The sequence below is a fragment of the Gluconobacter oxydans DSM 3504 genome (assembly GCF_000583855.1).
Taxonomy (GTDB): Bacteria; Pseudomonadota; Alphaproteobacteria; order Acetobacterales; family Acetobacteraceae; genus Gluconobacter; species Gluconobacter oxydans.
The window spans coordinates 445,619-469,301 of sequence record NZ_CP004373.1 but is presented as its reverse complement, the minus strand read 5'-3'; the positions used below and the strand labels follow the sequence as shown (position 1 = coordinate 469,301).

The 23,683-nt window shown below is 58.4% G+C and carries 20 protein-coding genes and 1 pseudogene; 7 read left to right on the top strand and 14 right to left on the bottom strand.

Annotated elements, in window-relative coordinates; translation table 11 throughout:
- Nucleotides 1-4 precede the first annotated feature (4 nt).
- The 3 genes from fliN (at nt 5) to GLS_RS02205 (ending at nt 3,671) form a co-directional block, all read left to right on the top strand.
- A complete protein-coding gene (gene fliN / locus GLS_RS02215; RefSeq protein ID WP_041110883.1) occupies nt 5-322 on the top strand; it encodes a flagellar motor switch protein FliN in 318 nt (105 codons plus the stop codon).
- A gap of 52 nt (nt 323-374) precedes the next feature.
- Nucleotides 375-2,474 carry a flagellar biosynthesis protein FlhA gene (flhA, locus tag GLS_RS02210; RefSeq protein ID WP_052327603.1) on the top strand — a complete coding sequence of 700 codons (2,100 nt, stop codon included), beginning with the start codon at nt 375-377 and terminating at the stop codon, nt 2,472-2,474.
- Nucleotides 2,475-2,912: 438 nt separating this feature from the next.
- On the top strand, nt 2,913-3,671 hold the full coding sequence (locus GLS_RS02205) for an NAD kinase (protein WP_041110882.1): 759 nt from the start codon (nt 2,913-2,915) through the stop codon (nt 3,669-3,671).
- 3 nt (nt 3,672-3,674) lie between these two features.
- On the opposite strand, the gene GLS_RS02200 is transcribed toward GLS_RS02205, so the two are convergent.
- From GLS_RS02200 to GLS_RS02190, 3 genes are read right to left on the bottom strand one after another with little or no spacing between them, the layout of a single operon-like run.
- Complete coding sequence (locus GLS_RS02200) at nt 3,675-4,607, bottom strand: 2-hydroxyacid dehydrogenase (protein ID WP_041110881.1); 933 nt, start codon at nt 4,605-4,607, stop codon at nt 3,675-3,677.
- Between the two features lie 37 nt (nt 4,608-4,644).
- The gene (locus GLS_RS02195) at nt 4,645-5,112 is read right to left on the bottom strand and encodes a low molecular weight protein-tyrosine-phosphatase (protein WP_041110879.1); all 468 of its coding nucleotides are present in this window, start codon (nt 5,110-5,112) and stop codon (nt 4,645-4,647) included.
- Nucleotides 5,109-6,089, bottom strand: a complete 981-nt coding sequence (locus GLS_RS02190) for an AEC family transporter (protein WP_041110877.1) — start codon at nt 6,087-6,089, stop codon at nt 5,109-5,111. Before GLS_RS02190 ends, GLS_RS02195 begins: the two co-directional genes overlap by 4 nt.
- Nucleotides 6,090-6,249: 160 nt before the next feature.
- Between GLS_RS02190 and GLS_RS02185 the strand changes: the two genes are divergently transcribed.
- Nucleotides 6,250-6,561, top strand: coding sequence for a hypothetical protein (locus GLS_RS02185; protein WP_041110875.1), 312 nt, complete (start codon nt 6,250-6,252; stop codon nt 6,559-6,561).
- A 20-nt stretch (nt 6,562-6,581) separates the two neighbouring features.
- Here GLS_RS02185 and acs read toward each other — a convergent pair whose 3' ends face one another.
- From acs to GLS_RS02155, 6 genes are all read right to left on the bottom strand, one after another.
- Nucleotides 6,582-8,489: an acetate--CoA ligase gene (acs, locus tag GLS_RS02180; RefSeq protein ID WP_041110873.1), complete on the bottom strand. Its 1,908-nt coding sequence runs from the start codon at nt 8,487-8,489 to the stop codon at nt 6,582-6,584.
- A 116-nt stretch (nt 8,490-8,605) separates the two neighbouring features.
- Nucleotides 8,606-9,607 carry a DNA polymerase III subunit delta gene (gene holA, locus GLS_RS02175; protein WP_041112559.1) on the bottom strand — a complete coding sequence of 334 codons (1,002 nt, stop codon included), beginning with the start codon at nt 9,605-9,607 and terminating at the stop codon, nt 8,606-8,608.
- 3 nt (nt 9,608-9,610) lie between these two features.
- Entirely contained in the window at nt 9,611-10,282 is a 672-nt protein-coding gene (locus GLS_RS02170) for a hypothetical protein (protein ID WP_011251995.1), read from the bottom strand.
- On the bottom strand, nt 10,282-12,879 hold the full coding sequence (gene leuS / locus GLS_RS02165; RefSeq protein WP_041110872.1) for a leucine--tRNA ligase: 2,598 nt from the start codon (nt 12,877-12,879) through the stop codon (nt 10,282-10,284). Before leuS ends, GLS_RS02170 begins: the two co-directional genes overlap by 1 nt.
- A 7-nt stretch (nt 12,880-12,886) precedes the next feature.
- Nucleotides 12,887-13,405 carry a DUF3576 domain-containing protein gene (locus GLS_RS02160; protein WP_080691872.1) on the bottom strand — a complete coding sequence of 173 codons (519 nt, stop codon included), beginning with the start codon at nt 13,403-13,405 and terminating at the stop codon, nt 12,887-12,889.
- 135 nt (nt 13,406-13,540) lie between these two features.
- Entirely contained in the window at nt 13,541-15,649 is a 2,109-nt protein-coding gene (locus GLS_RS02155; protein WP_041112557.1) for an AfsR/SARP family transcriptional regulator, read from the bottom strand.
- A 535-nt stretch (nt 15,650-16,184) separates the two neighbouring features.
- Between GLS_RS02155 and GLS_RS13225 the strand changes: the two genes are divergently transcribed.
- Entirely contained in the window at nt 16,185-16,379 is a 195-nt protein-coding gene (locus GLS_RS13225; protein ID WP_148295876.1) for a hypothetical protein, read from the top strand.
- A gap of 189 nt (nt 16,380-16,568) precedes the next feature.
- Here the strand turns inward: GLS_RS13225 and GLS_RS02145 are convergent, their stop codons facing one another.
- Nucleotides 16,569-18,992, bottom strand: coding sequence for a TonB-dependent receptor plug domain-containing protein (locus GLS_RS02145; RefSeq protein WP_226986663.1), 2,424 nt, complete (start codon nt 18,990-18,992; stop codon nt 16,569-16,571).
- 258 nt (nt 18,993-19,250) lie between these two features.
- On the opposite strand from GLS_RS02145, the gene GLS_RS02140 reads away from it, so the two are divergent.
- Nucleotides 19,251-20,447, top strand: coding sequence for an L-dopachrome tautomerase-related protein (locus tag GLS_RS02140; protein ID WP_041110870.1), 1,197 nt, complete (start codon nt 19,251-19,253; stop codon nt 20,445-20,447).
- Between the two features lie 72 nt (nt 20,448-20,519).
- Here GLS_RS02140 and GLS_RS02135 read toward each other — a convergent pair.
- The 4 genes and pseudogenes from GLS_RS02135 to minC form a co-directional block, all read right to left on the bottom strand.
- Nucleotides 20,520-20,900 (bottom strand): annotated as a pseudogene (locus tag GLS_RS02135) (YidB family protein); the annotation flags it as partial.
- Nucleotides 20,901-20,963: 63 nt separating this feature from the next.
- The gene (gene minE, locus GLS_RS02130; protein WP_011251986.1) at nt 20,964-21,242 is read right to left on the bottom strand and encodes a cell division topological specificity factor MinE; all 279 of its coding nucleotides are present in this window, start codon (nt 21,240-21,242) and stop codon (nt 20,964-20,966) included.
- A 4-nt stretch (nt 21,243-21,246) separates the two neighbouring features.
- Entirely contained in the window at nt 21,247-22,059 is an 813-nt protein-coding gene (gene minD, locus GLS_RS02125; protein ID WP_041110869.1) for a septum site-determining protein MinD, read from the bottom strand.
- A 148-nt stretch (nt 22,060-22,207) separates the two neighbouring features.
- Entirely contained in the window at nt 22,208-22,936 is a 729-nt protein-coding gene (gene minC, locus GLS_RS02120; RefSeq protein ID WP_041110867.1) for a septum site-determining protein MinC, read from the bottom strand.
- Nucleotides 22,937-23,013: 77 nt separating this feature from the next.
- On the opposite strand from minC, the gene fzlA reads away from it, so the two are divergent.
- A complete protein-coding gene (gene fzlA, locus GLS_RS02115; protein WP_041110865.1) occupies nt 23,014-23,682 on the top strand; it encodes an FtsZ-binding protein FzlA in 669 nt (222 codons plus the stop codon).
- Nucleotide 23,683 lies beyond the last annotated feature (1 nt).

The window sequence follows — 23,683 nt, the reverse complement described above, 5'->3', positions numbered from 1 at the left end:
AAAAATGCTGGATAAAGATGATTTCAGTGTAGAAAAAGAACAGTTTTCAAAAGAAGAATTTTCTGGCGATAAAACGCCTAATGATTTGCAGGCTATTTATGATATTCCTGTTACAGTAAGTGCAGTATTGGGGCGGGCTACAATGCCGATAAACCAACTATTGAAGCTGGGGCGGGGAGCTGTGGTGGAGTTGGACCGAAAGATTGGAGATCCAATCGATATTCTTGTCAATAACCGCTTAATTGCAAGAGGCGAGGTGGTTATGGTTGATGAGACGCGTTTAGGCGTCACCATGACTGAAATTGTAAAGTCAGAAAATTAAAAACCATATCGGAAGAAAAATGAATAATATAAAAAAAAGTTTCTCTTCCGAGATGGGAAGGATTTTTTCATCAAATAATATTCCTCAGAGCGTACTCACTTTAAAAAAGTGGGTGCCTGGCTCAGATATCGGGCTCGCTCTCTCTGTTTCTGCGCTGTTGTCGATATTGGTTCTGCCTCTTCCGACGTTTGTTTTAGACGTCGGATTATCGTTGTCAGTTACGTTATCTATTCTGGTTCTGATGGTGGCGTTATTTTTAAATAAGCCTCTTGATTTTACATCTTTTCCAACACTGCTTCTGCTAACAACCCTACTGAGGCTTTCGCTCGAGGTAGCAACTACACGCTTGATTCTGAGTCACGGATACGAAGGTACCTACGCCGCTGGCCATGTTGTTGCGGCTTTTGGTGGCTTCTTAATGGGCGGAGACGTAGTTATCGGGGCTATCTTGTTCTCGATACTTCTGGTTGTTAACTTTATGGTTATTACCAAAGGCTCAGGACGTATTGCCGAGGTTGCGGCTAGGTTTTCTCTGGATTCCATGCCGGGAAAACAAATGGCAATTGATGCTGAACTATCCTCAGGCGCTATTACTGATTCTGTAGCACGTAAAAAACGTAGAGAACTTGAAGAAGAAAGTGGTTTTTATGGCGCGATGGATGGTGCTGCCAAATTCGTGCGAGGAGATGCGATTGCCAGTCTGATCATAACCGCTATCAACATTGTAGGCGGATTAACTATAGGTGTTGTTCGCCACGGTATGCAGATAGCAGATGCAGCTACCTCGTTTACGACGTTGACAATAGGTGATGGCCTTGTCTCGCAAATCCCTGCCCTGTTGGTTTCTACGGCTTCAGGTATTGTCGTAACAAAGGGTGGGACTGAAGGCGGAGCTGACGTTGCTCTGGTCCGTCAATTGGGTGGCAATTCTAAACCGCTTGCCTTGGCTTCCGGCTCAGCAGTGGTTTTGGCATTAATACCAGGTTTGCCGACATTTCCTTTTTTGTTTCTAGCAGTTTTGGCTGGGGGAGCGGCTTGGATAAGATACCGGACACCCGTGGTTGGTACGGATAATGATGGAGATTCTGTTGTAGTTCCCGAAAATCCTGTTCCCGCAGAGGTTCCAATTTCGGAAAGCCTGAAGGTGGATCTATTGAGACTGGAATTGGGCTTTAATTTGTTGGCGATCGCAAGCGGTGAGGGAACGCGTTTAACAGAAAAAATAAAAATACTTCGTCGAACAATCGCAAGCGATATGGGTTTCGTCCTTCCGCCTGTTCGTATTCAAGATAACCTGCTTTTGCCGCCTGATTCTTATTCTGTTTCTATTAAGGAGATAGAGGTCGGTCATGGTGAAGTCAGACTGAATAAGCTTTTAGCGATGGATCCACGGGGGGGGGAGCCAAATATCGAGGGAGAGAAAACTAAAGAACCCGCTTTCGGTTTGCCTGCATTGTGGATAGATCAAAATTTGCGTGAGAATGCCATTGTTCAGGGATATACGGTTGTTGATCCTGCAAGTGTAATCATCACGCATTTAACCGAATTGGTTAAAGATAATATGCCAGATCTTCTTTCTTATTCGGAGACGCAAAAACTGCTGGATGAGATGCCTAGAGAGCAGCAGAAGTTGGTCGTAGATCTGGTTCCCTCTCAGATTTCAGTTAGTGTAATACAAAGAACTCTGCAGTCCCTTCTTGAAGAACGGGTATCAATCCGTGATCTGGTTAGTATTCTGGAGGCGTTGCAGGAGGGATGTAGCCAGGGATTAAAAACTGTTGCTGCACTAGTCGCCCATGTTCGGATCAGACTGGCGCGTCAAATCAGCGCATCAGTCACGGGGCCCCAAGGATATATTCCAATTGTGACTCTCAGCCCTGACTGGGAGATATTTATTTTGGATCATTTGTCTAATTCGGGTGAAGAAAAGCAGATTAATTTTTCTCCGTCAAAAATGAATGAATTTGTGTCTCGCGTTAAATTCTGTCTTGATAGTGCCTCCAAGCAAGGAGAGGTGCCAGTAATATTGGTTTCGAGGAGTATCCGCCTTCCCATACGGCGCATAATAGAGCGTATACAGCCTTCTATAAGTGTTTTGGCACAAGAGGAAATTTTCCCGCGTGTTAAAATACGGACTATTGGGTCAATATAATCAATTCGTTACAATTTTGGTTGGTCGAACTGAGTTGTTTGACCTCTAGATGTATATGCCAGAGGATAGTGGGGTAGAGATTTTACCGACATGCGAAATCTTCTTCGGTCTGCCTGATGAACGAAGGAATATCGGCCATTCTTCGAAGTTCTGATATGGGGACATGGCCGCTTCAATCTTTCAATAAGGTGCAATGTTTCTTTCGGGCTCCCCTGAGCTTCTGTTGTCGATCCGGTTTCGAAAAATGCAGACATTTCTGATGTCACTCTGCTTTAAAGCTCGGCCAGTGGCGTGTAGGTGAGCGTTCTCAGGTCTGGTATTCGATTTGCGACCCTTCTGTCGGCTCTGAAAAATAATCCTCCCTCAAGCCCTTCATCTGCTAAGGAGTTCGGCAATAGGAAAAATGATCTCTGCTGATTTCAGGCTGATGCGATTTTTATGAAAATTCATTTTGTTGCCTCTTCCACTGACAGCGCCCAAGCTGCACTGGCTCGACTTTCACAGAAATGTGGAAATGTGCGGCTTCACGAGGCGGATGTTGTTGTCTGTCTGGGGGGGGACGGTTTCATGCTCGAGGCCCTGCACAAGGTTCTGGATAAAAGCATTGCCATTTACGGCATGAATTATGGAACAGTTGGGTTCTTGATGAATGCTGCTGATGAGGGGGACCTTTTACAGCGCCTCGAAAATGCCCAGCCTTCGGTTCTTCACCCGCTGCACATGACTGCCACGACAGTGGCCGGGAAAGTCAAAAGCGCACTGGCATTCAATGATGTGTTTCTTTTCCGTCAGACGCGGCAGACGTCCCGTATCCGGATAGAAATAGATGGCCGGTTGCGGCTTGAGGAACTGATCTGCGACGGAATAATCGTTTCCACGCCGGCCGGCTCAACAGCTTATAACCTGTCCGCTCATGGACCTATTGTGCCTTTAAGCGCCAATATTCTTCCTCTTACACCGATTTCCGCTTTTCGGCCTCGCCGTTGGCGGGGGGCTCTCCTGCCGTCGAGCGCAGTCGTGAAACTGACACTGCTTGATACCGAGAAAAGGGCGACAGCAGCGGTAGCGGATTTTACGGAAATCCGTGATGTGGCGGAGGTTGTCGTCCGGGAAGACCGCTCCCGGAAAGCCACGATCCTGTTCGATCCCGATCACGGTCTTTCAGAGCGGATCATTGCCGAACAGTTCGTGGCATAGGTCTTAGATGACGGGTGTCAGCAGGGTTTTGTGGGTGAAATAGGCAATCAGGTTGTCCACAACCAGATTAGCCATGGCCGTCCTGGTTTCGACTGTGGCCGACGCTTGATGGGCCTGCAGAACGGTGTGGGGCAGACTTAGAAAAGCCGGGTTGATATTCGGTTCATTCTGGAAAACGTCCAGTCCGGCGCCCGCGATGCGTTTTTCCTGCAAGGCGCTCAGGAGTGCGGCTTCGTCCACCACTGTTCCTCGGGCGATATTGACCAGGAAACCGTCCTTGCCCAGAGCATCCAGGATATCCCTGTCGATCATGTTGGCGGACCGTGGACCGCCTGAGACCGCCAGGATCAGGACGTCGCACCAGGTTGCCAGCGCCTTCAGATCAGGCTCGAAGTGGCAGGTGCTTTCAGGCCGGGCATGTGAGTTGAAGTAGGCCACCTCCATACCGAACGCCGAGACGCGTTTGGCAATCGCCTGGCCGATATGTCCAAATCCTGCGATGCCCACTTTTTTCCGGGTCAGGCTTCGTCCGAGGGGAGCCGTGGCGGACGGCCATTTTCCAGCCCGGACGAAGGCATCATTCGTTACGATGTCCCGCATCACAGCCATCATCAGCGCCACGGCCATGTCGGCCACGTCGTCCGTCAGGGTGTTCTGGGTGGTTGCGACCCCGATGTTGCGGCGTCTTGCCTCATCCAGATTGATGCGGTCCGTACCCACACCGTTGACGGAAATGACTTCAAGATTGGGCAGGGCGTCCATGATTTCGGAAGGAACCCCGGACCCGCCACCTGTTGTAATCCCGCGAATGGCAGGAGCAATGTTCTTCAGATTTTCCAGTGAGGTGTAGGGGTGGAGTGTAAACGATTTCTCCAGCCTTTCCTTCATAAGCGGTACGAGGGGATCAATCGTCAGAATGTCAGGTTTGGATGACATGAAACTCTCCATTTCTGTTCCGCTCAAGCTAGAAGCTTCAGGGGCGGGGACCAAGAACTGTTCTGGCAAGGGCGGCACAAGCGCCCTCCACGTCCTCCCATGTCGTGACGAATCCTTCATCCGGCCCGTAATAGGGGTCGATGACGTCCTGTCCGGTACGGGCGGGAATATGGTCCAGCATCAGGGAAAGGCGCGCTTTTGAGTGGTGAGGGCGCATCTGCCTGAGGATGGCGAGATGGGAACGGTCCATCGCAATGATGTGGTCAAACCGGTCGAAGTCTTTTTCGGTGACCAGACGTGCCCGAAGCGGTGAGGCATCCAGACCCTGTCTGGACGCGACGACACGCGCACGGGGGTCAGGAGCCTCGCCGAGATTCCAGCGTCCGGTTGCCGCAGAGTCGATATCGAGGGTTAGTCCGCGAAGGCTGGCTTCGCGGCGCATGGCCAGTTCGGCCAGAGGTGAGCGGCAGATATTGCCCGTACACACGAAAAGAAAACTGGTCATGCACCTGTCAGCCAAATGAAAAATGCCATCGTGAAGATTGAACTTAACGTTCCAAAGAACAGAACGGATGCAATTTCACGTTCCAGAACATGATAGCGCATGGCAAGGATGACGTTGATCGACGCACTGGGGATCGCCATCGTCAGGACGCTCTCCTGAAGTGCAGGCAGGGGAAGGTGCCACAGACGGGCCAGCGCATAGATGATTCCGGGAATAATGACATTCCGGACGCTGACGATCACGCCGACCAGAGGGCTGAATTTCACCTGACGCGTGAAGAGCACCACGCCTGATGCGAACAGCGCCGCGCCACCTGTCGTGCGGCCGAGCAACTGAAGTGAGCCCTTCAGAAACTGTGGCAGGAAGGCGCCGGCACTGACCAGGACAAGCGCCATCATCGGAACCCAGACGACCGGCTCCCGGCAGGAATGCATCAGATGCCCGAAAAGCTCGCGGAGTTCGTTCCGGGTTTCCCCTTCAGTCTCGACCCGATGGCGGGTGCCACGGTCATGTCCCATCAGGATCAGGGTGATGGGAAGCTGAACCAGATTCATGGCCAGGGACGCGATTGAAATCGGCACCGAACTGGCCGGCCCGAAGATCTGTCCCAGGACAGGAATACCGATGAAGGGAACGGAGGGGCCCGTAATGGTCATCGCGATCAGGGCCGCTTCGCCCAGACGGCGTTTGAGCACTACGCGCAGGATGGCAAAGATCAGGCCATAGCCGCCGATCATGGCCAGCAGGATCAGCGCTGCGACCGGACCGGCTGCCAGAACCTGGTTGCGGGGCGTACTGAGAATGGATGCCAGCAGTTCCAGCGGAAGCGCGTAGAGCATGACCAGACGTGTCAGAACACCAGCCTGCTGGGCATCGAAATCCTTTCGGTATGCCGCGAAATATCCAAATCCCAGCGTTACGAGAATCGGGAGAATGGACTGAACGATCGTCAGCAGCAGGGCAGGCGAATTCGTCATCGATGATCCATGTCAGAAAATCCGGTCAGGAAAGGATCACCTTTCGTAACGGTCGCTCCAACATTCGTCTATCCCCATGGCAGATGACAGTTGACCGGAGCCGCGGAGAATGGCTTTGTGGAGTGATCTTGTCCTCTTTTAATCGGTGCCAGATCACGTGATGCAATCCATACTCGATACGTTGTGGGGTCTGATCCTCGGACTGCTGGGCGTGGTTGTGGCCGGTGTGGCGATCATCGAGGTCATGGCCCGCACCGTCCTGGCCAGTCTCGGGATACAGGGAAACTCACAGACGGTGCTGCTGTTCCTGCTCCTGGGAGCGCTGATCGTGGCGTCGTTCAGGATTTTCGGACGGCTGTTTGCCGTGCTGCTGGTCGCGGCTTTTTCCGTCTATTTCATGCATGTCGTCTTCGGGTTCCTGAGCGATGCGCTCATCCCGGTTCAGACATCGGGCGGCACGACCGATGTCTGAACCCTGTCAGGGCTGACAGATCAGCCTTTTGGCACTTGGATCAGCGCGATCAGCGTTGCAACGATCTCAGGATCGGCGAGCGTGGAGAGATCACCAAATCCTTCGGTCTCTCCGCACGCAATCTTGCGAAGCAGGCGACGAACGCTTTTCCCCGAGCGTGTCTTGGGAAGGTCCGGCACGACATGAATGCGCTCCGGTGCCGCATAGCGGCCCACTTTTGACGTAATGGCCTTCGCTGCCCGGACGTGAAGATCCTCGGGCGCGTTATCGCGCGGGACGACATAGACGACGATCCCCTGTCCCTTGAGGTCATGCGGCACGCCGATCGCTGCACTCTCCGCAATGGCCAGCTCAGTCGCCAGAGCGTCTTCAATTTCGGCAGAGCCGATCCGGTGACCCGAGACGTTGATCACGTCGTCAACGCGTCCGGTGATCCAGTAATAACCGTCCTCGTCACGCCGCGCGCCGTCACCCGTGAAATAATAGCCGGGATAGGGCTGAAGATAGGTGCGCTCGAAAAGGGCCGCATCATTCCAGATCGTGAGCGCCCGGCCTGGCCAGGAACCTCTGAGGCAGAGCACACCTTCCGTTGCGCCTTCTTTCGGAGCGCCGCGTTCGTCCAGAAGAACCGGATGGACGCCGGGCAGAGGCAGCGTGGCGGAAGCGGGCTTCTCCCGGACGGCGCCCGGAACGGGCGAAATCATGATCCCGCCGCTTTCCGTCTGCCACCAGGTATCGACGAAAGCGCAGCGGCCGCCGCCGACATGGTCATTGAACCAGGACCAGGCTTCCTGGCTGATAGGCTCGCCGACAGTCCCCAGAACGCGCAGGGAAGAGAGATCATGGCGCTGCACGACCTCGTCGCCTTCGCGCATGAGGGCGCGGATGGCGGTGGGAGACGTATAGAATGTCGTGACCTTATGGTCCTGAATGACGCTCCACCAGCGGCCCGGCCCAGGATAGGACGGCATGCCTTCAAACAGCAGAATCGTCCCACCATTCAGCAGCGGGCCGTAAACGCCATAGGTATGCCCGGTGATCCAGCCGATATCGGCGGTGCACCAGAAGGTGTCGCCTTCCTGATGATCGAAAACCAATTCATGGGTGTAGGATGCCCAGACCAGATAGCCGCCCGTGCCATGCACGATCCCCTTGGGCTTTCCGGTGCTGCCCGATGTGTACAGCAGGAACAGCGGGGCTGAGGCCGGCATGTCCTGCGCAGCGCAGTCGGCCGATGCCTCATCCAGAAGGGGCGTCAGCCACAGGTCCCGTCCCGCCGTCAGATCAACGTCGTCCTGCGTCACGCTCACGACCAGAACATGCCTGACGGCGAGAGCTTCCGGACGGAGGTCCAGAGCGGCGTCCAGCGTCGTCTTGAACGGGATCCGCTTGGGACCGCGGCGTCCCATATTGGCGGTAATGACCAGCACTGCGCCACTGTCAGCCAGCCGGTCGGCGATCGCTTCCGGAGAGAACCCGCCGAAAAGAACCACGTGGATGGCGCCGATCCGCGCGCAGGCAAGCATGGCGATCAGGCCTTCAGGCACGGACGGCAGGTGAATGGCAACCCGGTCCCCGGTCTGTACGCCCTGTTCACGCAGCACGTTCGCCATGCGGCAGACGCGCTCGTGGAGTGTCCGGTAGGTGAAGGTCACAACCCGGTCGGTTTCTTCGGCCTGCCAGACAAGGGCGTTCTGATCACCGCGCGTCTCAAGATGCCGGTCCAGGCAGTTGACGCTCGCATTGAGCACCCCATCCGGAAACCAGCCGCGTTCGGTGCAATGGGCCTGAGTGGGCGTGGCGCTCCAGTTCAGCCGTGTGCTCTCACGCTCCCAGTAATGTTCAGGCGCGACAGTGGCCTGCTCCACCAGATGGCCATAGTCCGCCGGAGTCAGGCGGAATGTATGAGGTTGGGAGGAAAGAGACATGGACCTGAAACCTTACGCACGAAAGACGAACGCCATATAGCGGGCGCATCGTTATATTTGGCTTGCAGGATCGGAAATAGAGGAAAATTACTCATCCCCATTCTTGCCCGAACGGTTCAGGCCTTCCTGACGGTGCACAGAGAAGCGATGTGCCGCCTGCACAGCGCCATGTCGGGGGATGCGCTCTGCTTGCAGGCCAGTTCGAACGCCTGCGTTTCCCGGGCTGCCGCGGCCAGTGCCGCAAGAGGCCACCGGTCAAGCGCCTGATTGAAAGCCGCCGTCCGCTTGAAGAATACGGGCGGTTTGAGAGCCTTCATGGACTCGGCCCGCCCCTGACCATCCTGCACGCCCTGCGCAACCTTCTGAAGCCGCACCAGAACGCCCAGAACGGTCCGCGCAACGGCTACGGGGTTGGCACCATCGGCCAGCGCCCGTTCAAGAGCCTGATCGGCCATCATGCGGTTTCCGCACAGCGCGGAAAAAGCGGCGTCTTCCAAAGAATTGCCGCCTGCATCGCCGACACAGTCCTGAACGGCCTGCAGATCGAGACGGCCATTTTCGCCCGCATACAGAACAAGTTTTTCGATTTCGCCCCGCACGCCACTGCGGTCGGAGCCAAGCACGCCCATCAGCCAGCTCAGGGCATCGCGGTCGATCGTCACACCGGCCTGACCGAGAGCATCCGTCACGGTCTGGGAGAGGGCGCGTCCTTCTTCGGGATAACAGGCGATGGACGCGACCTGCTTGTGGGCTTCGGCGAGCGCACGCAGTTTCGAGCGCGCCGTAATTCCCGGAGCCTCGATAACGATCAGCGTTTCCGTGTCGGTTTCAAGCACCCGCTTGAACAGAGGGGCCAGACTGTCCTGCCCCTCACGCACCCAGACCACCCGTCGCCCGCCGATCAGGGAAAGCGCCGTGGCCTCTTCTTCAAGCCGGTCCTGTGTTTCCCGATCCAGTTGCGCCACCTGGAACGGATCATCCGTCGTCCCGGCCACCAGCCTGACTGCCTGCGCGGCACGCTCGCGAATAAGACCGGTATCTTCGCCATGAAGCACGATGGCCCGCCAGGACCCGGCATCGGCCAGTGTCCGACTGATGCTTCGTGCGTCGATCTTCACCACTTACTGCGCAGACGTGCTGGTCGTGCTTCTGGACAGACGGCCCGTTGCGGAAGCCGGGAAGCCATCGACACCCGTCCGGTCGGTGGCGGCATTGCCGTTGTCATCCGGCATGCGGTCCGTGTTCAGGTAGCGCGGCAGTTCATCCGGGGCGGCTTTCTCGGGCATGTTGTGATTGCGGAACCAGATCGCGATCTGCTGCGTCATGGTCTGCGCCAGCGTGTCCGAGACGCGTGCCTGAAGCGTTTCATCATTTAGCGTCTGGGCAAAATACTGCTCGAACGTGGTGTTGAAACCATCGAGTGTCGTGGCATCCCCCTGCGCCAGCAGGCGCGGATTCTGCTCGACCGTGATGAGCATCCAGTGTGCCGAGCCCGTGCTCCGGGTGCGGCCGGATGTATTGTCCTGATGGATGTCGACCGCTTCCTCATTCATGCCGGACGAGACTTTCAGCATGTATTTATGAGGATCTTCCGGCCCGGCGCCAGCCAGGTTTTTCTGCAGGGCCAGACGGAGTTCCTGGCCATAACGCCCCGGAATGTTGTCCACATAAATCTGTGCCAACTCTTCCGACATGTCGGTTTTCGGGGTCAGCTTGCCATAGAGGGGGGAAAAACCACACCCCCCCAGCATAAGGAAAGCCGTGAGCAGAAAGGCGCCGCGCCGGTCAGACATCAGCCCGCCACCACGAAATTGACGATCCGGTTCGGAACATGGATTTCCTTCACCAGCCGTTTTCCTTCAAGCAGACGGGCCACGTTCGGCTCGCTCTTCGCTGCGGCCAGCACCTCTTCCTTCGGCGCATTGGGCGGAACCTCGATGGTTCCGCGCAGCTTGCCAAGGATCTGCACACCGATCGTCACACTCTGCACGGCCAGCCATTTTTCTTCGGCTTCCGGCCAGGGACGCTCCACAACCAGCGCACTGCCCGGTTCCAGAACCGCCATCATGTCTTCCGCAAGATGGGGCATCATCGGAGCCGTCAGCAGACACAGCACGCGGGCCGCCTCACGGCGCGCAGCGGCAATACCAGCGCCTTCGATGCGTTCGGCATCCGCCAGAGCCGAGGTCAGTTCATGCAGACGGGCCACGGCAACATTCGGCGTAAAGGCTTCGAGAGCTTCACCGACGGCGGCAATGGTCCGGTGCGTGACACGACGCAGGTCATCTCCCGCCGCACCATGCGCACTGTCGACTGCATCCCGTGCGGCCACGGATGCCACGAGACGATGCAGTCTCTGGCCAAAGCGGGCAGCAGCGGCAACGCCTGCGGCCGTCCATTCCATGTCCCTCTCGGGCGGGCTGTCGGAGAGAACGAACCAGCGGGCCGTATCCGCACCATAACGCTCGATGATGTCGACCGGAGACACCGTGTTGCGCTTGGACTTGGACATCTTTTCCGAGCGGCCGACCTGAACCGGCGTTCCCGTCTCACGGCGCACGACCTGATCGCCCTGCCGCTCGACCTCTTCGGGATACAGCCAGCCGCTGTCGTCGCGGTAGCTCTCATGCGTCACCATGCCCTGGGTGAAGAGGCCGGCAAACGGCTCGTCCACATCCAGATGCCCGGTTTCATGCATCGCGCGGGTGAAGAAACGCGCATAGAGCAGATGCAGGATCGCATGCTCGATGCCGCCGATATACTGGTCCACCGGCAGCCAGCCATTCGCCGCCGCCGGAACCGTCGGGGTCTCGGCATGCGGGCTGGTGAAGCGGGCGAAATACCAGGAACTGTCAACGAACGTGTCGAACGTATCGGTCTCACGAACCGCAGGCTTGCCGCAATGCGGGCAGTTGACGTGCTTCCAGGTCGGATGGTGATCGAGCGGATTGCCGGGACGATCAAATGTCACGTCTTCCGGCAGGATGACGGGAAGCTGGTCATCCGGCACCGGAACCGGGCCGCAGGTGTCGCAGTGGATGATGGGAATGGGGCAGCCCCAGTAGCGCTGCCGGGAAATGCCCCAGTCGCGCAGGCGCCAGTTCACGACGCCCTTGCCAGCCCCCAGACCTTCAAGGCGCTCAATGACTTTCGTCCGCGCAGTAGCAGGATCCAGCCCATCCAGGAAACCCGAATTGAACAGGGTCGCATCACCCGAAACCGCCTTCTTGCCCAGGACAAAGGTCTCGGCATCCTGGCCGGGGGGCAGCAGAACCTGCGGAACCGGCAGGTCGTACTTGCGGGCAAAGTCGAGATCGCGCTGATCGCCGCACGGGCAGCCGAAAACAGCGCCGGTGCCATAGTCCATCAGGACGAAATTGGCGATCCACACAGGCGCCGTCTTTTCGGGATCAAGCGGATTGGCCACCCGCAGCCCCGTGTCGAACCCGCGCTTTTCGGCAGCTTCGATCACTTCCTCGGACGTCCCGAGACGGCGGCATTCCTCAATGAAGGCAGCGGCCTGCGGGTTGTTTTCCGCAACCTTGCGGGCCAGCGGATGTTCTGCCGAAATTCCGATGAAGCTCAGGCCGAACAGGGTATCGGGACGCGTCGTGAAGACTTCGACGCTATCGAGATCCTCGTCATAACCTGCGGGCGGCTGATGCAGCGCAAAGCGGACCCGCGCACCTTCCGAACGGCCGATCCAGCGCTCCTGCATCGTCCGGACGCGTTCGGGCCAGCGATCAAGCGTCTTCAGATCATCAAGCAGGGGCTGAGCGAATTTCGTGATTTTCAGGAACCACTGGGAGAGCTTCTTCTTCTCGATCAGCGCTCCCGAGCGCCAGCCGCGCCCGTCCACGACCTGCTCGTTTGCAAGAACCGTCTCATCGACCGGATCCCAGTTGACCAGAGAATCACGCCGCTCAACCAGACCGGCGGCCAGCATGTCGGTGAACAGCTTCTGCTGCTTGCCGTAATATTCCGGCAGACAGGTCGCGATCTCACGGTCCCAGTCCAGCGAGAAGCCCAGACGCTGCAGCGTGCCCCGCATGGTGGCAATGTTGTCCATCGTCCACTTGCCAGGATGGACATTGCGTTCACGGGCGGCATTTTCCGCCGGCAGACCGAACGCGTCCCATCCCATGGGGTGCATGACAGCGAAACCACGGGCCCGCTTGTAGCGCGCGACCACATCCCCGAGCGTATAGTTTCGGACATGCCCGACATGAAGCTGCCCCGACGGGTACGGGAACATCTCCAGCACATAGTATTTCGGACGGTCGGCCGGGGGAATATCCGGAACCGCAAAGGTATTCCGCCGCTTCCATTCGTTCTGCCAGAACGGTTCGCGGTTCTGGAAATCGAATGCGGGGGCTGTGGTATCGCTCATGTCTGACTCAGTTGTCCCGCTCGCCATTTTCGGCACGCAGCTGACGTGCGCGTGTCAGGATACGGGTGGTGATATCGGAAGTGGTGGTGGCGGAAACGGGAGTGTCTTCCCACTGGCCGTCCTGCAGAACCTGACGGAACACGGAAACCCGCAGGGCGTCCGAACGCAGGCGACGGTCCAGCACATAGGCTGCAATCTTGAACCGCTCGTTCTGGCTGGCGGACGGCTGATACCAGTCCGTCAGAATGACACCGCCCACGGCATCGGCAGAGGCCAGCGGCATGAAGGACAGGGTGTCGATCGCTCCACGCCACAGATATGCGTTCACACCGCCGCGAAGCTCGTCAGCGCCACCTTCGGCACCGCGATCCACTCCGAGAAGATGATTGCGAGGTGCGGTCAGGGTGCTGGGGTCACGCCCGCTGCCACAGGCGGCAAGAGCGCCGAGCGCCAGAAATCCCAAGGCAAGCCGGGTTGTCGGTCGGTGAAGGGGGCGAAGAACGGTCAACTGGATGCGAGACATCATGTGTGGTCCTGCGGGCCGCGCCAGGGCCGGTCACAAGCAAGGATGCAGACTGGCGAGGCCTGCAGCCGGCAACTTCTGTTTGAGTGTTCATATCGTGCCGGCGGCAAGAGGCCAAGCACCAGAAGGAAGATGTTCTTATCCTTCAGCCACGCCGGCCTTGCCTAATGCTTCAGCCAGCCTCGTCAGTCGTGTCTTTCCCGTACAAGGAAACCGGCTGACAGCTCTGGAAATGGTCAGATCCGGCACCAGACGAAGGAGGTGGCGACAGACCTGATGCATCTCTTCGGCGCAGTCACCCACTTCAACCAGGGCAATGAGATAATAAACCAGCGAACTCGGGCAGGACGGATAAAGACCGGATATCAACCGACCCATCGAGATTACTTCCTGATAGTCTTCCCCTAGGAGCAGGACCATCATGAAAACCGGGCGCAGGAGTTCAAGCAACTGTGAGCGATACCCGTTTTTCAGCAGCAGCTTCACCTTTCCCGCTGCTACCTTCATCTTCCCCCCCAGCAGGGCCAGGACAATCTCTGCCATCAGAAGATCAGGAGAATCCTTGTGATGTCCTTCGATCCGCAAGATTCCCTCAGCCGCGGACTGGACAACCGAAAGAGCCGTGCTGTGCATGGCAGGCTCGTGCATCAGATACGCGGCGAGAAGAACTTCGACTGCATGCAGATCCGGCATCAGCGAAATGGCGGTTCGAACGCTGCGAAGACCTCGGGCGAAAACAGCCTCGGTTTCAGGGCTCCATTCATTCAGGAAGCGGATATAGCAGTGCAGGGCATCAATGAGCGCAATGGCACCGTCGTCGCCGTCCTGCTCGCCGGCGCGTTCCAGCAGAAATCCAATTCTGTCGAAAAGTGAAGAATCATGCCGCAGGAGCAGCATGAAAGCCCGTAGCGCCATTCCGAGTGCTGAAAGTTCTGCATCGGGTCGGGCTGCAATGCGCCGGGCTTCGGTGACGAAGATGCTCCACTGCATCGCCTGGGCAGGCGCCAGAAGGCTGTTTTTTGCCGTATTCGGACCGGAGCGTGGGAAATCGTAATGCGTCCCCCAGATGATGACGCCCCCGCGCCGGGCGTCCAGCACCCTGAGGATCAGCCGGTTTTCAGCTCCCTCAGGGCCTGCCCGTAGATTGCCGGAAATGATGTAATCCATGCCCCAGGCCCGGTAGGCCGCAGCCGCACCTACAGGGTCGGGCAGGGAGGCTTCGGGGAGTGCAAGAATGTCGAAAGTTCCCATGTTGACGAACATGAGTTCCAGTTGATCCCGCAGGCGCTGGCCCTGTTCGGCAAGCGTTTTATCCGTGGACGACGGGATCATAAAAACCAGCGAGATCTTCCGCGGTTCTGCCGCAGCCGGATGTTGCGACGCGTAATGAAGCGGCAGGGCAAGCATCGGATCCGGGCGCGGTACTGGCGCTGTGAAAGATGCTTCAGGAGTTCCCGCAGCCAGCGCCGCCTGGGACAAGTCCTGAACCAGATCCTTGCCGCTGCTTTCAGTCGGAATACTCCTGATCAGCGCCTGTGTGGCCGGCGTAAGATTATGCCCTTCGGCGTCTCCGAAAAGATGTGTCATCTGGTCAGCGAGTGCGGCTGCCCGACCCTTGTCACCACGATGCAGGGCCATCTGAACCCTGGCCCGCCAGGCAACCTCGTTCAGGCCGTCAAACTTCAACAGACGTTCGGCCACGTCCTCGACCTGGTCCGGGTCGGTCAATTCCCGGACGGCACTTTCATAAACCTGCTGGAGATGTGTTGAGAGGCGCTCTCTCTGCTGGACAAGCCATTCGTCCAGCGCCGGATCCACACCTGCCAACTCGCCGAGCAGCGGTTCGTCAGGCAGCGTCACGCTGTCGATCGTTCGCACACTGACTGTAAGCAGCCTCTCGGCGTCCACCGAAGTAAGGGCTGGCTTCAGGGCCAGCGAGTGCCGCTGAACATCGATGACGTCCACGCCCAGCGGACTGAGCGCATCCAGAAGGCGGTGGATTTCCTGCCGCAGGGACGCGCGTGCCATTTCTTCAGGCCGCTGGCTCCACAGCAATTCCGCCAGCCGGGATCGCAGGACAGGTTTCCGGTCAGAAAGAGCCAGAATAGCCAGAAGGGCCCGTGTCTTTCCCCCCACCGGAAGCACGCTTTCGCCTGTGAGGGTTCTTGCTTCCATCTGCCCGATCAGTCGCACGCGCAGAAGGGTGGGATCAGTCTCGCGGATATGACGGGATGAACTGTCCACCATCTTCGCCGCCTCCACGATCAGGATCCCTTGCCGAAAGGCACGGAAATTCCAGACTGTTTCAGTAAATCGTTGTCAGCAACGCAGATCATGGCAATTCTCAACCCAGTCAAACCTGCAAAACCCCCACAAAGAGGTATTGTGTAGGATGCCAGCTGCGAACGCGCTCTATCCTACTCAGGATTTGGTACTACCAGAAAAACAGATCACCTTTTTGATGGAAAAGAGGTGTCATGCAAGGCCGTAGCAGAAGCCTCGCTTAAAAGACTAACCAGAAAAAGTTGAGATAGCATAAACAGAGCAGGTAATCTTCATCCCCGATGATATGCCCGTCGAGGCTTCCCGTTTCCCTGATTTTTCCCCGGGTACTCTGGCTTGGATGGAGAGTTCCCGACGTCTTCCACTGCCCGATGTGGCAAGGGTACGGTTGCAGCGGCACCGTAACTGAGATACGGTCAGCTTGTTTGTCCGCGTAGCTCAGCAGGATAGAGCACAGGATTCCTAAGGTTTTGAATTGGGCGCCATGATGGGAAACCGCATGGTGGATTCGCTCAAATTCGGGGAACGCTCTGATCATCTCGATCGTGCCAATCCCGAGCCAAGCTTTCCGGCGTGCCGGCAAGAAGGTGTAGAGACTGTACGGGCGACACCTTGGCTTTCTGGCCATGGTGAAGAGACAGTCCAGACCACGAACATGCTTCCGGGCATGGCGGTGAAAACCGAAGTGGTATGAATCCTGGGGCCGGAGGTTCGAATCCTCTCGCGGACACCAACAAACATAATATTTCCCGAGCTATATTTTCTATCCCCTCAGGTCAGGGGCATGGGTTCTTCCTACAAGCGATCCTGTCTGGCGAGCGCCCGCGCAGATTCCAGTCTGAAGCGAGGTAATGCATCCATCACCTCGCCGTACGCAGCTCGCTCAGAAGCGGGCTGAAACATCCAGATAGTAATACCCGCCATTCATGCCGAGCTGGGACGTGCTCATGTAATATTTGGGTACGCCCAGATAGCGGTTTCCTTCCGGTACGACGGACGGGAATTTGGCGAAGATGTTGTTCCCGCCGATCGTAGCGCTCCACTTGGGCGTGATGTTGTAGGTAACGGAGGCGTTCGTCGTCCATTTCGGCACATTCTGGAACTCCAGGAAGTGGCTCGTGGAGTAGGTATAAGGTCCGGTGTAGTAGGTGAGCTGGGACGTTGTCTCGCCATAACGGATCTCATGGACGGAGACGGCCCACTTGTTGCGGGCAGAGCGCCAGGTCCCACCGAAGATGATCTTGCTGCGCGGATACGCTGTAGTGAGGTAGGCGACATACTGGGCGTTCAGGAGGGCCGCGCCGGTCGTGCTGGTTGCCTGATGGCGCAGACGCGTACGGTTCAGGTTGATCGCAACATCCCAGTCCGCATGACCATAGCGACCGAAATCAGTCGGATAGGTCGCCGTCAGATCGAGGCCCTGCGTGCGGGTGTTAGCGACATTGGCAAACCAGTGCGTGGCGAGCTGGCTTCCAGTCCAGTTTTCAGATCCTGCAGGCAGGTTGAAACCATCAGCCTGGAGCGCACTGTAGGCCTGCGATCCGTAGATCGTACCCCCGGGCATGATCCGGTCGCGCAGGTCGATCTGATATACGTCGACGGTGACGTGCAGCTTCTTGATCGGCTCGACGATGATGCCACCTTCCGCACTCGTGGAAGATTCCGGTTTCAGGGCCGAGGCGCCGTTGGCAAGTGCGCCGGCGGAGTTCGCCGCAATGATGCCGCTGGCCGCCGTCGGAGAGACGGAGAGTGCGGAATAATGCTCCTGCGCCAGCGTCGGCGCATGGAAGCCATTGCTGAACGTACCGCGGATGGCAAAGCGCGGGCTGAAATCGTAACGGGTCGAGATCTTGCCGGTCTTGGTGTTGCCGACATCCGTGTAATGCTCGACGCGGCCTGCCAGATCGATCTGCCAGTGCTTCATCAGGTTCGTGGAGATGTCGAGATAGCCCGCCGCAACGTCACGGGACCATTTGCCCGCATTGGCCGGGTTGGTGCCCGGAAAGCCGTCCGAGCTGGAATAGGTGTAGCTCGCCGGAGAGCCGGTGCCGATGGCATAGGCCTCGTAACGATAGGACGCACCACCAGCGACATTGATGGCATAGGGCCAGAAGGACGTCTGGAACTTGCGGCTCAGGTCGACGCTGTTCGTCCACTGCGTGTCGTTATAGGACTGCGCGGCGAAGGATGTCGGCGTCTGCCCCGTGGCCGTGTACAGGCCCACATTCGTTGAGCTCTCGGTATCGAAGGCATCGTAATCCCGCCCGAAAACCGACGATACATCCCAGTGCCAGCCCGCCAGCGTTCCCTTGAAACCGGCAGTCAGTTCGTAGTCGTCCTCGTTCAGGGCCTCGATGGGGGCGTAGCCGTAAGGATAGATCGCGGCATAGCCGGGATACTTGGCGAGCGTGGAGGCCAGTCGGTAGTTCTGATACGATTCCGCATGCCGGTGCGCATAGGTCGCGCTGGCATAGGCCTGCACATTATCGGTGATGTCGTAGCCGGCATTGATGGCGACGCTCTCACGGGTCTGTTCGGGCTGTCCGAGAAGCTGATTGACATAGGTGTTGGTCCGGTTGTCCGCTCCGGACCGGACCGTATGGTCCTGATGCACGAAATCGCCGCCGATATGAACGAAACCGCGATTGTTCAGGTTCAGGCCGCCGTCGATGAACACGCCCTGCTGGAAACCGTCGCCTTCGCTCGTGATCCCCGTGTTCGAACGCATGGTCAGACCATGGTTCTGCTTCTTCAGGATGATGTTGACGACGCCTGCAATGGCGTCCGAACCGTACTGGGCGGACGCACCATCACGCAGGACCTCGATATGGTCGATCATGGACATGGGGATCATGTCGATATCGACAGGCGTGGACCCCTGCGCCGGGCCGCCATCCGCATAGATGTTTGCCGTGGTATGGCGCCGCTTGCCGTCGACCAGAACGAGCGTTTCGTTGGGGTTGAGCCCGCGGAGTGAAATGGTGTCGGTCAGGGCGCCCGCATCAAAACCGCCTGTGGGAACGGTGAGGGACGGCAACAGCAGCGCCAGGGAGTCACGGAGCGTGGGCTGGCCGGTGCCTGTCAACTGGCGATTCGTCACGATGTCGACAGGAGCAATCGAATCCCGCGCCTTCTTTCCGAACTCACGCGTCCCCGTCACAACGACCGCTTCACTGCCTCCCGACACTTCCACTGGTGTCTTCGGAGCCGGCCGGGAAGTGGCCTTCCGGGACGTCGGGGTTGCATGGGCCTGTTTGTGCTGAACCGGAACGGATTGCGTTGTCGCAGCCCGGCCCTCGTCCATCATCAGGACAAATGCAGAGCCAAGAAGGGAAGTCCCCAGAAGGGTCACATGACGAAGGGAAAGCTGGGTCAGCACTTTTACCACGCGATAAGTTAGTAATTTATACGAAATACAAAGTCGTTTCGTATTTGCGGAACGTCAACATAATTTTCCGGTTCCGGAAAAATTCTGATCACATTTTGGAGGGGCTGTGGCGTTCCTTACACGGTTGGGGCGTTATGGAAACGGTGTGTCTTGCAAATGGATCTCGGGAGTTTGTGCATGAAGCGACGTCATTTCCTGCGGGCGGCCTCGGCGGCCCCAGCCTCTTTCGCGGTTTCTGCAGCGCTGCCGGTTGCCCAGGCGCGTGCAGCCGGAAACGAGGATAATGGCACGGGTCCTTACGGGGAGCTCGATATTGTTGCCGAATTCAATGGACCTGGCCCCTCGGGGATCGTGGTTCTTCCGAATGGCAGAACCTTTGTCGGTTTTCCACGTCATGCCGTGGATCATAAGGGAGCAACTCTTGGCGAACTGGTAGGTGGGAAGGTTGTACCTTATCCCAGTGCCGAAATGAGTCTACCCGGGAATGTTCCGGCAGAGTGTCTTGTTTCCGTTCACGGCATGACCATGGACCGGAGCGGCAGGCTGTGGGTGATCGATGACGGCAAGCGCGCCGGGCATCCCCTGCAGCCGGGGGCAGCGAAGATCGTCTGCATTGATCCGGCAACGAACCGGGTCGCGCACAAGATCATCCTCAAGGCGCCGGTGCTTCTACCGGACAGTCACATGAACGATCTGCGGGTGTCGCTGTCCCATGGGGCGCAGGGGACGGTCTTCGTGACCGACTCATCGTTCGGAACAAGCCCCGGACTGGTGATTGTTGATGTCGCGACCCAGCAGGCCCGTCGCGTGCTGACGACGCATCCCGCAATCCTTCCGGAAACCGGATTTCTGGCCATCGTGGAAGGCGAACCCCGCCGCTATATCCCTGGTCATCCGCAGCTGGTCTCAGGCGGCGTGGATGGGATCGCGCTGACGAAGGACGAAAAACGTCTCTATTTCGCGCCCCTGACCAGCCGCCGGCTTTACAGCCTGTCGGTGGATCTTCTCGCAGATCCGGCGTCGGATGATGCTGTTCTCGGCCCTGCAATCCGCGATGAAGGCGAAAAGGGAGTGGCGGATGGTCTGGCCCTGGATGACCAGAACCGGCTCTATACGACGAATTACGAGCATGACTGCATTCTGCGGCGCGATCAGGATGGATCGTTCAAAATGATGCTCCGCGATCCTCGTGCCCTCTCGCCGGACGGGATCTTTGCGACAGCAGATCATGTCTATTGCACGTTCGGGCAGTGGAACCGGCTGGCGTCGTTCAATGAGGGGACCGATCGCAGGGTCACGCCCTATCTTCTGATCCGCTTTCCGATCGAACAGCCGCGGCCTTACAACGCCCTGCCGCAGGGGCAGAAAACCTGACCCCGAATACGAAAAAGCCCCGATGGAGCAATCCATCGGGGCTTTCTGCAGCTTCTTTGTAGAAGTTTTGCTTCAGGCCGTCGTGGACGGTGCCTGACCGTCCGGCGTGTGCTTGTCCACGGCGGCGGGAAGAAGCTGTGCCAGTGCCGGCAGGATTGTGTTGGCGGGCAGACCCGTCTTACTGACGATCATCTGGATCTGCTGATCCGTCAGGAGGCTGCGCAGTTCATCCGCCGTGATGGGCAGGTTCTCGCCATTACCGATCCAGGAATGGATCTTGTCCGTCAGGCCAGCGCTCTGGGCCTGGCTGATGAGCATGTTCAGGCCATCTCCCTTGAGGAAATCGCCAATGCTGCCGCCAAACTTTTCGCCCAGCTGTCCGCCAATGGCGCCGACAGCCTGATTCATGAGGTTTCCGAGAAAGCCGCTCATCCGTATTGTTCCGTCTCTTGCAGATGCGGCATCAGGGCCGCAGCCGGTATCTCTAAAACTGGGTTATGTCCGGAAGGCTCCGGATCACGAACCCCGCTTGCCGCTGAGTTCCTGCGGAACCTCGACGTCGATTTCGAGCATGGAGCAGCCGCTGCCACGGTCGACCTTGATCTGGACCTTGTCCTGATCAACGGCGACATGGCGCGCGATCACTTCCATGATTTCCTTGTGAAGCTGGCGGATCAGATCAGACTCACCGGCCTCACCCGCACCGCGCTCATGCGCAAGCAGGATCTGCAGACGGTCCTTGGCGACGCTGCTGGACTGCTGGCGCCGGGCGAAGATGTTTGAGAGAAAACTCATGAACTCATGCGTCCCTCTTGAAGAGCCAGTCAAAGAAACCGCGCTTCTCGACTGGAACCGAGACCTCGAGCTTCTCGCCGCTCAGGCGACGGGCTGCTTCGAAATAGGCGCGGGCAGGAAGGCTCGTAGGCGCAGCCAGCGTGACGGGCGCACCGACATTGGAGGACTTCAGCACATCCTCGCTTTCGGGCACGATGCCGAGCAGCGGGATGGACAGGATTTCGAGAACGTCCTCGACGCTCAGCATTTCCTTGCGCGCGGCGCGGGCAGGGTCGTAGCGCGTCAGAAGCAGATGCTTTTCGACCTTCTCGCCCTGTTCGGCCTTCTGGGTCTTGCTGTCGAGCAGGCCGATGATCCGGTCGGAGTCACGGACCGAGCTGACTTCCGGATTGGTCACGATCACGGCCATGTCGGCGTGATACATGGCGAGCTGTGCGCCACGCTCGATGCCGGCCGGGCTGTCGCAGATAACCCAGTCGAACTTCTCACGAAGCTCGTCCATCACGCGGGCGACGCCCTCGGAGGTCAGCGCGTCCTTGTCACGGGTCTGGGATGCCGGGAGGATGGACAGCGTTTCGCAGCGCTTGTCCCGGATCAGGGCCTGTGACAGGCGGGCATCGCCCTGCACGACGTTGATGAGATCGAAGACCACCCGGCGTTCGGCACCCATGACCAGGTCGAGGTTCCGCAGCCCGACATCGAAATCAACCACCACCACATTCTGCCCACTCTGGGCGAGAGCGGCGCCGAGTGCGGCGGTCGATGTCGTCTTGCCGACGCCACCCTTGCCGGAAGTGACAACCAGAACCTTGGCCATGAATACTCCAAAAAAACGTCTCTGCGGTCGGCGTCTGCCTGTGACGGGTTACCGCAACCGGTTTCCCATTCTATGAAAGTTTTATACCCCGCGGCAACCTGCGAATAGGGGCGCTTTCGTGGCAGACCCCATCAATTCGCAGTTCAGTTCACGGCGTCAGAGGCAGGACCCGGACGCGGTCCTCGTCTAGGGTGGCCTGCGCGGCCTGCCCGAGGATCGCGGGATCGATGTCTTCCGTCACCGCATAATACCCGTCCAGGGCCAGCAGTTCAGCCAGCATCCGGCTTGCGAAAATCCGGCTCTGGGACTGTCCTCCCACTCCGGCGATCGCCCGGCCCCGCAACGTTCCGTACACGTGAATGGACCCCGCGGCCACGATCTCCGCGCCGGACGAGACCGATCCGAGGATGATCACGTCGCCCTGCATGTGCTGGATGCTCTGCCCCGAACGGACGGTCTGTTCGATGATGAGCGTCCCGCCACCGGACACCGGCCCCGCCGCACTGGCAGCAGGATCTTCCGGGATCTCGACTTCCCCGGCCGGGCGGCCACCGTCGAGCGTCTCCGGCCAGTCCCAGTGCGCAACGGCCGGCCAGTGACGGCTGCCGCCTTCGATGCCGATGATCCGGACACCTCTTCTGCGGATATCGTCCAGCAGCGTCGCCAGGCCCGGCGTGGTTTCGCTGAGGAGACCGAGGTCCAGAATGACCGGTTTTCCGGTGAAAAGGCCGCCTGAACGGGCGATCTGATAGTCGAGACCTTCCAGCCAGAGGGGAAGGGGCGCCTCGGGGGACAGGACGAGCGCCAGGAAGGAGCGGCCGCGCGCACGGATGCGCATGGGGGTGTTCGAAGAGGTAGCGGAAACGGGATCGGGCATCGTGAAAATCGTCGGACCTGTGTCGGGCAGTCGGTGAGGCTCTTGTGAGCGGGTATCGGCTGACTTAGAAAGTGGCAATGCGTATCCTGCATCACCTTCCACTTTCTCCGCAATGCCGTCTCGTGAGGCTCGCCCTCAGTGAGAAGCGACTCCCGTTCGAACCCGTCATCGAGCGGGTCTGGGAACAGCGTGAGGAATTCCTGCATCTCAATCCCGCGGGCGAGGTTCCCGTGCTGGTTGAGGAAAATGGTCTGGCCGTGCCGGGCGGGCGTGTCATCTGCGAATATCTCGAAGACGCCTATCCCGACACGCCGCTTCTGGGGCGTACTTTCGCCGATCGCGTCGAGACGCGGCGGCTCGTGGACTGGTTCGACACCCGCTTCGCGCAGGAGGTCACCCGCAACCTGCTCGGCGAAAAGGTCGACAAGCGGCAGTTCGGACGCGGCCACCCGGACGGCAATGCGCTGCGGGCCGGCTATGCGAACATGCGCTTTCACCTTGATTATATCGGGTGGCTTGCGGAGACGCGGTCCTGGCTTGCGGGACCTGCGCTGTCGCTCGCCGATTTCGCGGCTGCGGCCCATCTGTCGGCGCTGGATTTCATCGGAGATGTAAACTGGTCCAAGGCCCCTGCCGCGAAGGACTGGTATGCGCGGGTGAAGTCGCGGCCCTGTTTCCGGGGGCTGCTGTCTGACAAGGTCAGTGGCATCACGCCGCCGGCGCATTACGCCAATCTGGATTTCTGAG

Bases quoted from the DNA above. Each gene is read 5' to 3' on its own strand.
- fliN (WP_041110883.1), top strand. From the start codon at position 5: ATGCTGGATAAAGATGATTTCAGTGTAGAAAAAGAACAGTTTTCAAAA.
- flhA (WP_052327603.1), top strand. From the start codon at position 375: ATGGGAAGGATTTTTTCATCAAATAATATTCCTCAGAGCGTACTCACT.
- GLS_RS02205 (WP_041110882.1), top strand. From the start codon at position 2,913: ATGAAAATTCATTTTGTTGCCTCTTCCACTGACAGCGCCCAAGCTGCA.
- GLS_RS02200 (WP_041110881.1), bottom strand. From the start codon at position 4,607: ATGTCATCCAAACCTGACATTCTGACGATTGATCCCCTCGTACCGCTT.
- GLS_RS02195 (WP_041110879.1), bottom strand. From the start codon at position 5,112: ATGACCAGTTTTCTTTTCGTGTGTACGGGCAATATCTGCCGCTCACCT.
- GLS_RS02190 (WP_041110877.1), bottom strand. From the start codon at position 6,089: ATGACGAATTCGCCTGCCCTGCTGCTGACGATCGTTCAGTCCATTCTC.
- GLS_RS02185 (WP_041110875.1), top strand. From the start codon at position 6,250: ATGCAATCCATACTCGATACGTTGTGGGGTCTGATCCTCGGACTGCTG.
- acs (WP_041110873.1), bottom strand. From the start codon at position 8,489: ATGTCTCTTTCCTCCCAACCTCATACATTCCGCCTGACTCCGGCGGAC.
- GLS_RS02170 (WP_011251995.1), bottom strand. From the start codon at position 10,282: ATGTCTGACCGGCGCGGCGCCTTTCTGCTCACGGCTTTCCTTATGCTG.
- leuS (WP_041110872.1), bottom strand. From the start codon at position 12,879: ATGAGCGATACCACAGCCCCCGCATTCGATTTCCAGAACCGCGAACCG.
- GLS_RS02160 (WP_080691872.1), bottom strand. From the start codon at position 13,405: ATGATGTCTCGCATCCAGTTGACCGTTCTTCGCCCCCTTCACCGACCG.
- GLS_RS02155 (WP_041112557.1), bottom strand. From the start codon at position 15,649: ATGGTGGACAGTTCATCCCGTCATATCCGCGAGACTGATCCCACCCTT.
- GLS_RS13225 (WP_148295876.1), top strand. From the start codon at position 16,185: ATGGTGGATTCGCTCAAATTCGGGGAACGCTCTGATCATCTCGATCGT.
- GLS_RS02145 (WP_226986663.1), bottom strand. From the start codon at position 18,992: ATGATGGACGAGGGCCGGGCTGCGACAACGCAATCCGTTCCGGTTCAG.
- GLS_RS02140 (WP_041110870.1), top strand. From the start codon at position 19,251: ATGAAGCGACGTCATTTCCTGCGGGCGGCCTCGGCGGCCCCAGCCTCT.
- minE (WP_011251986.1), bottom strand. From the start codon at position 21,242: ATGAGTTTTCTCTCAAACATCTTCGCCCGGCGCCAGCAGTCCAGCAGC.
- minD (WP_041110869.1), bottom strand. From the start codon at position 22,059: ATGGCCAAGGTTCTGGTTGTCACTTCCGGCAAGGGTGGCGTCGGCAAG.
- minC (WP_041110867.1), bottom strand. From the start codon at position 22,936: ATGCCCGATCCCGTTTCCGCTACCTCTTCGAACACCCCCATGCGCATC.
- fzlA (WP_041110865.1), top strand. From the start codon at position 23,014: ATGCGTATCCTGCATCACCTTCCACTTTCTCCGCAATGCCGTCTCGTG.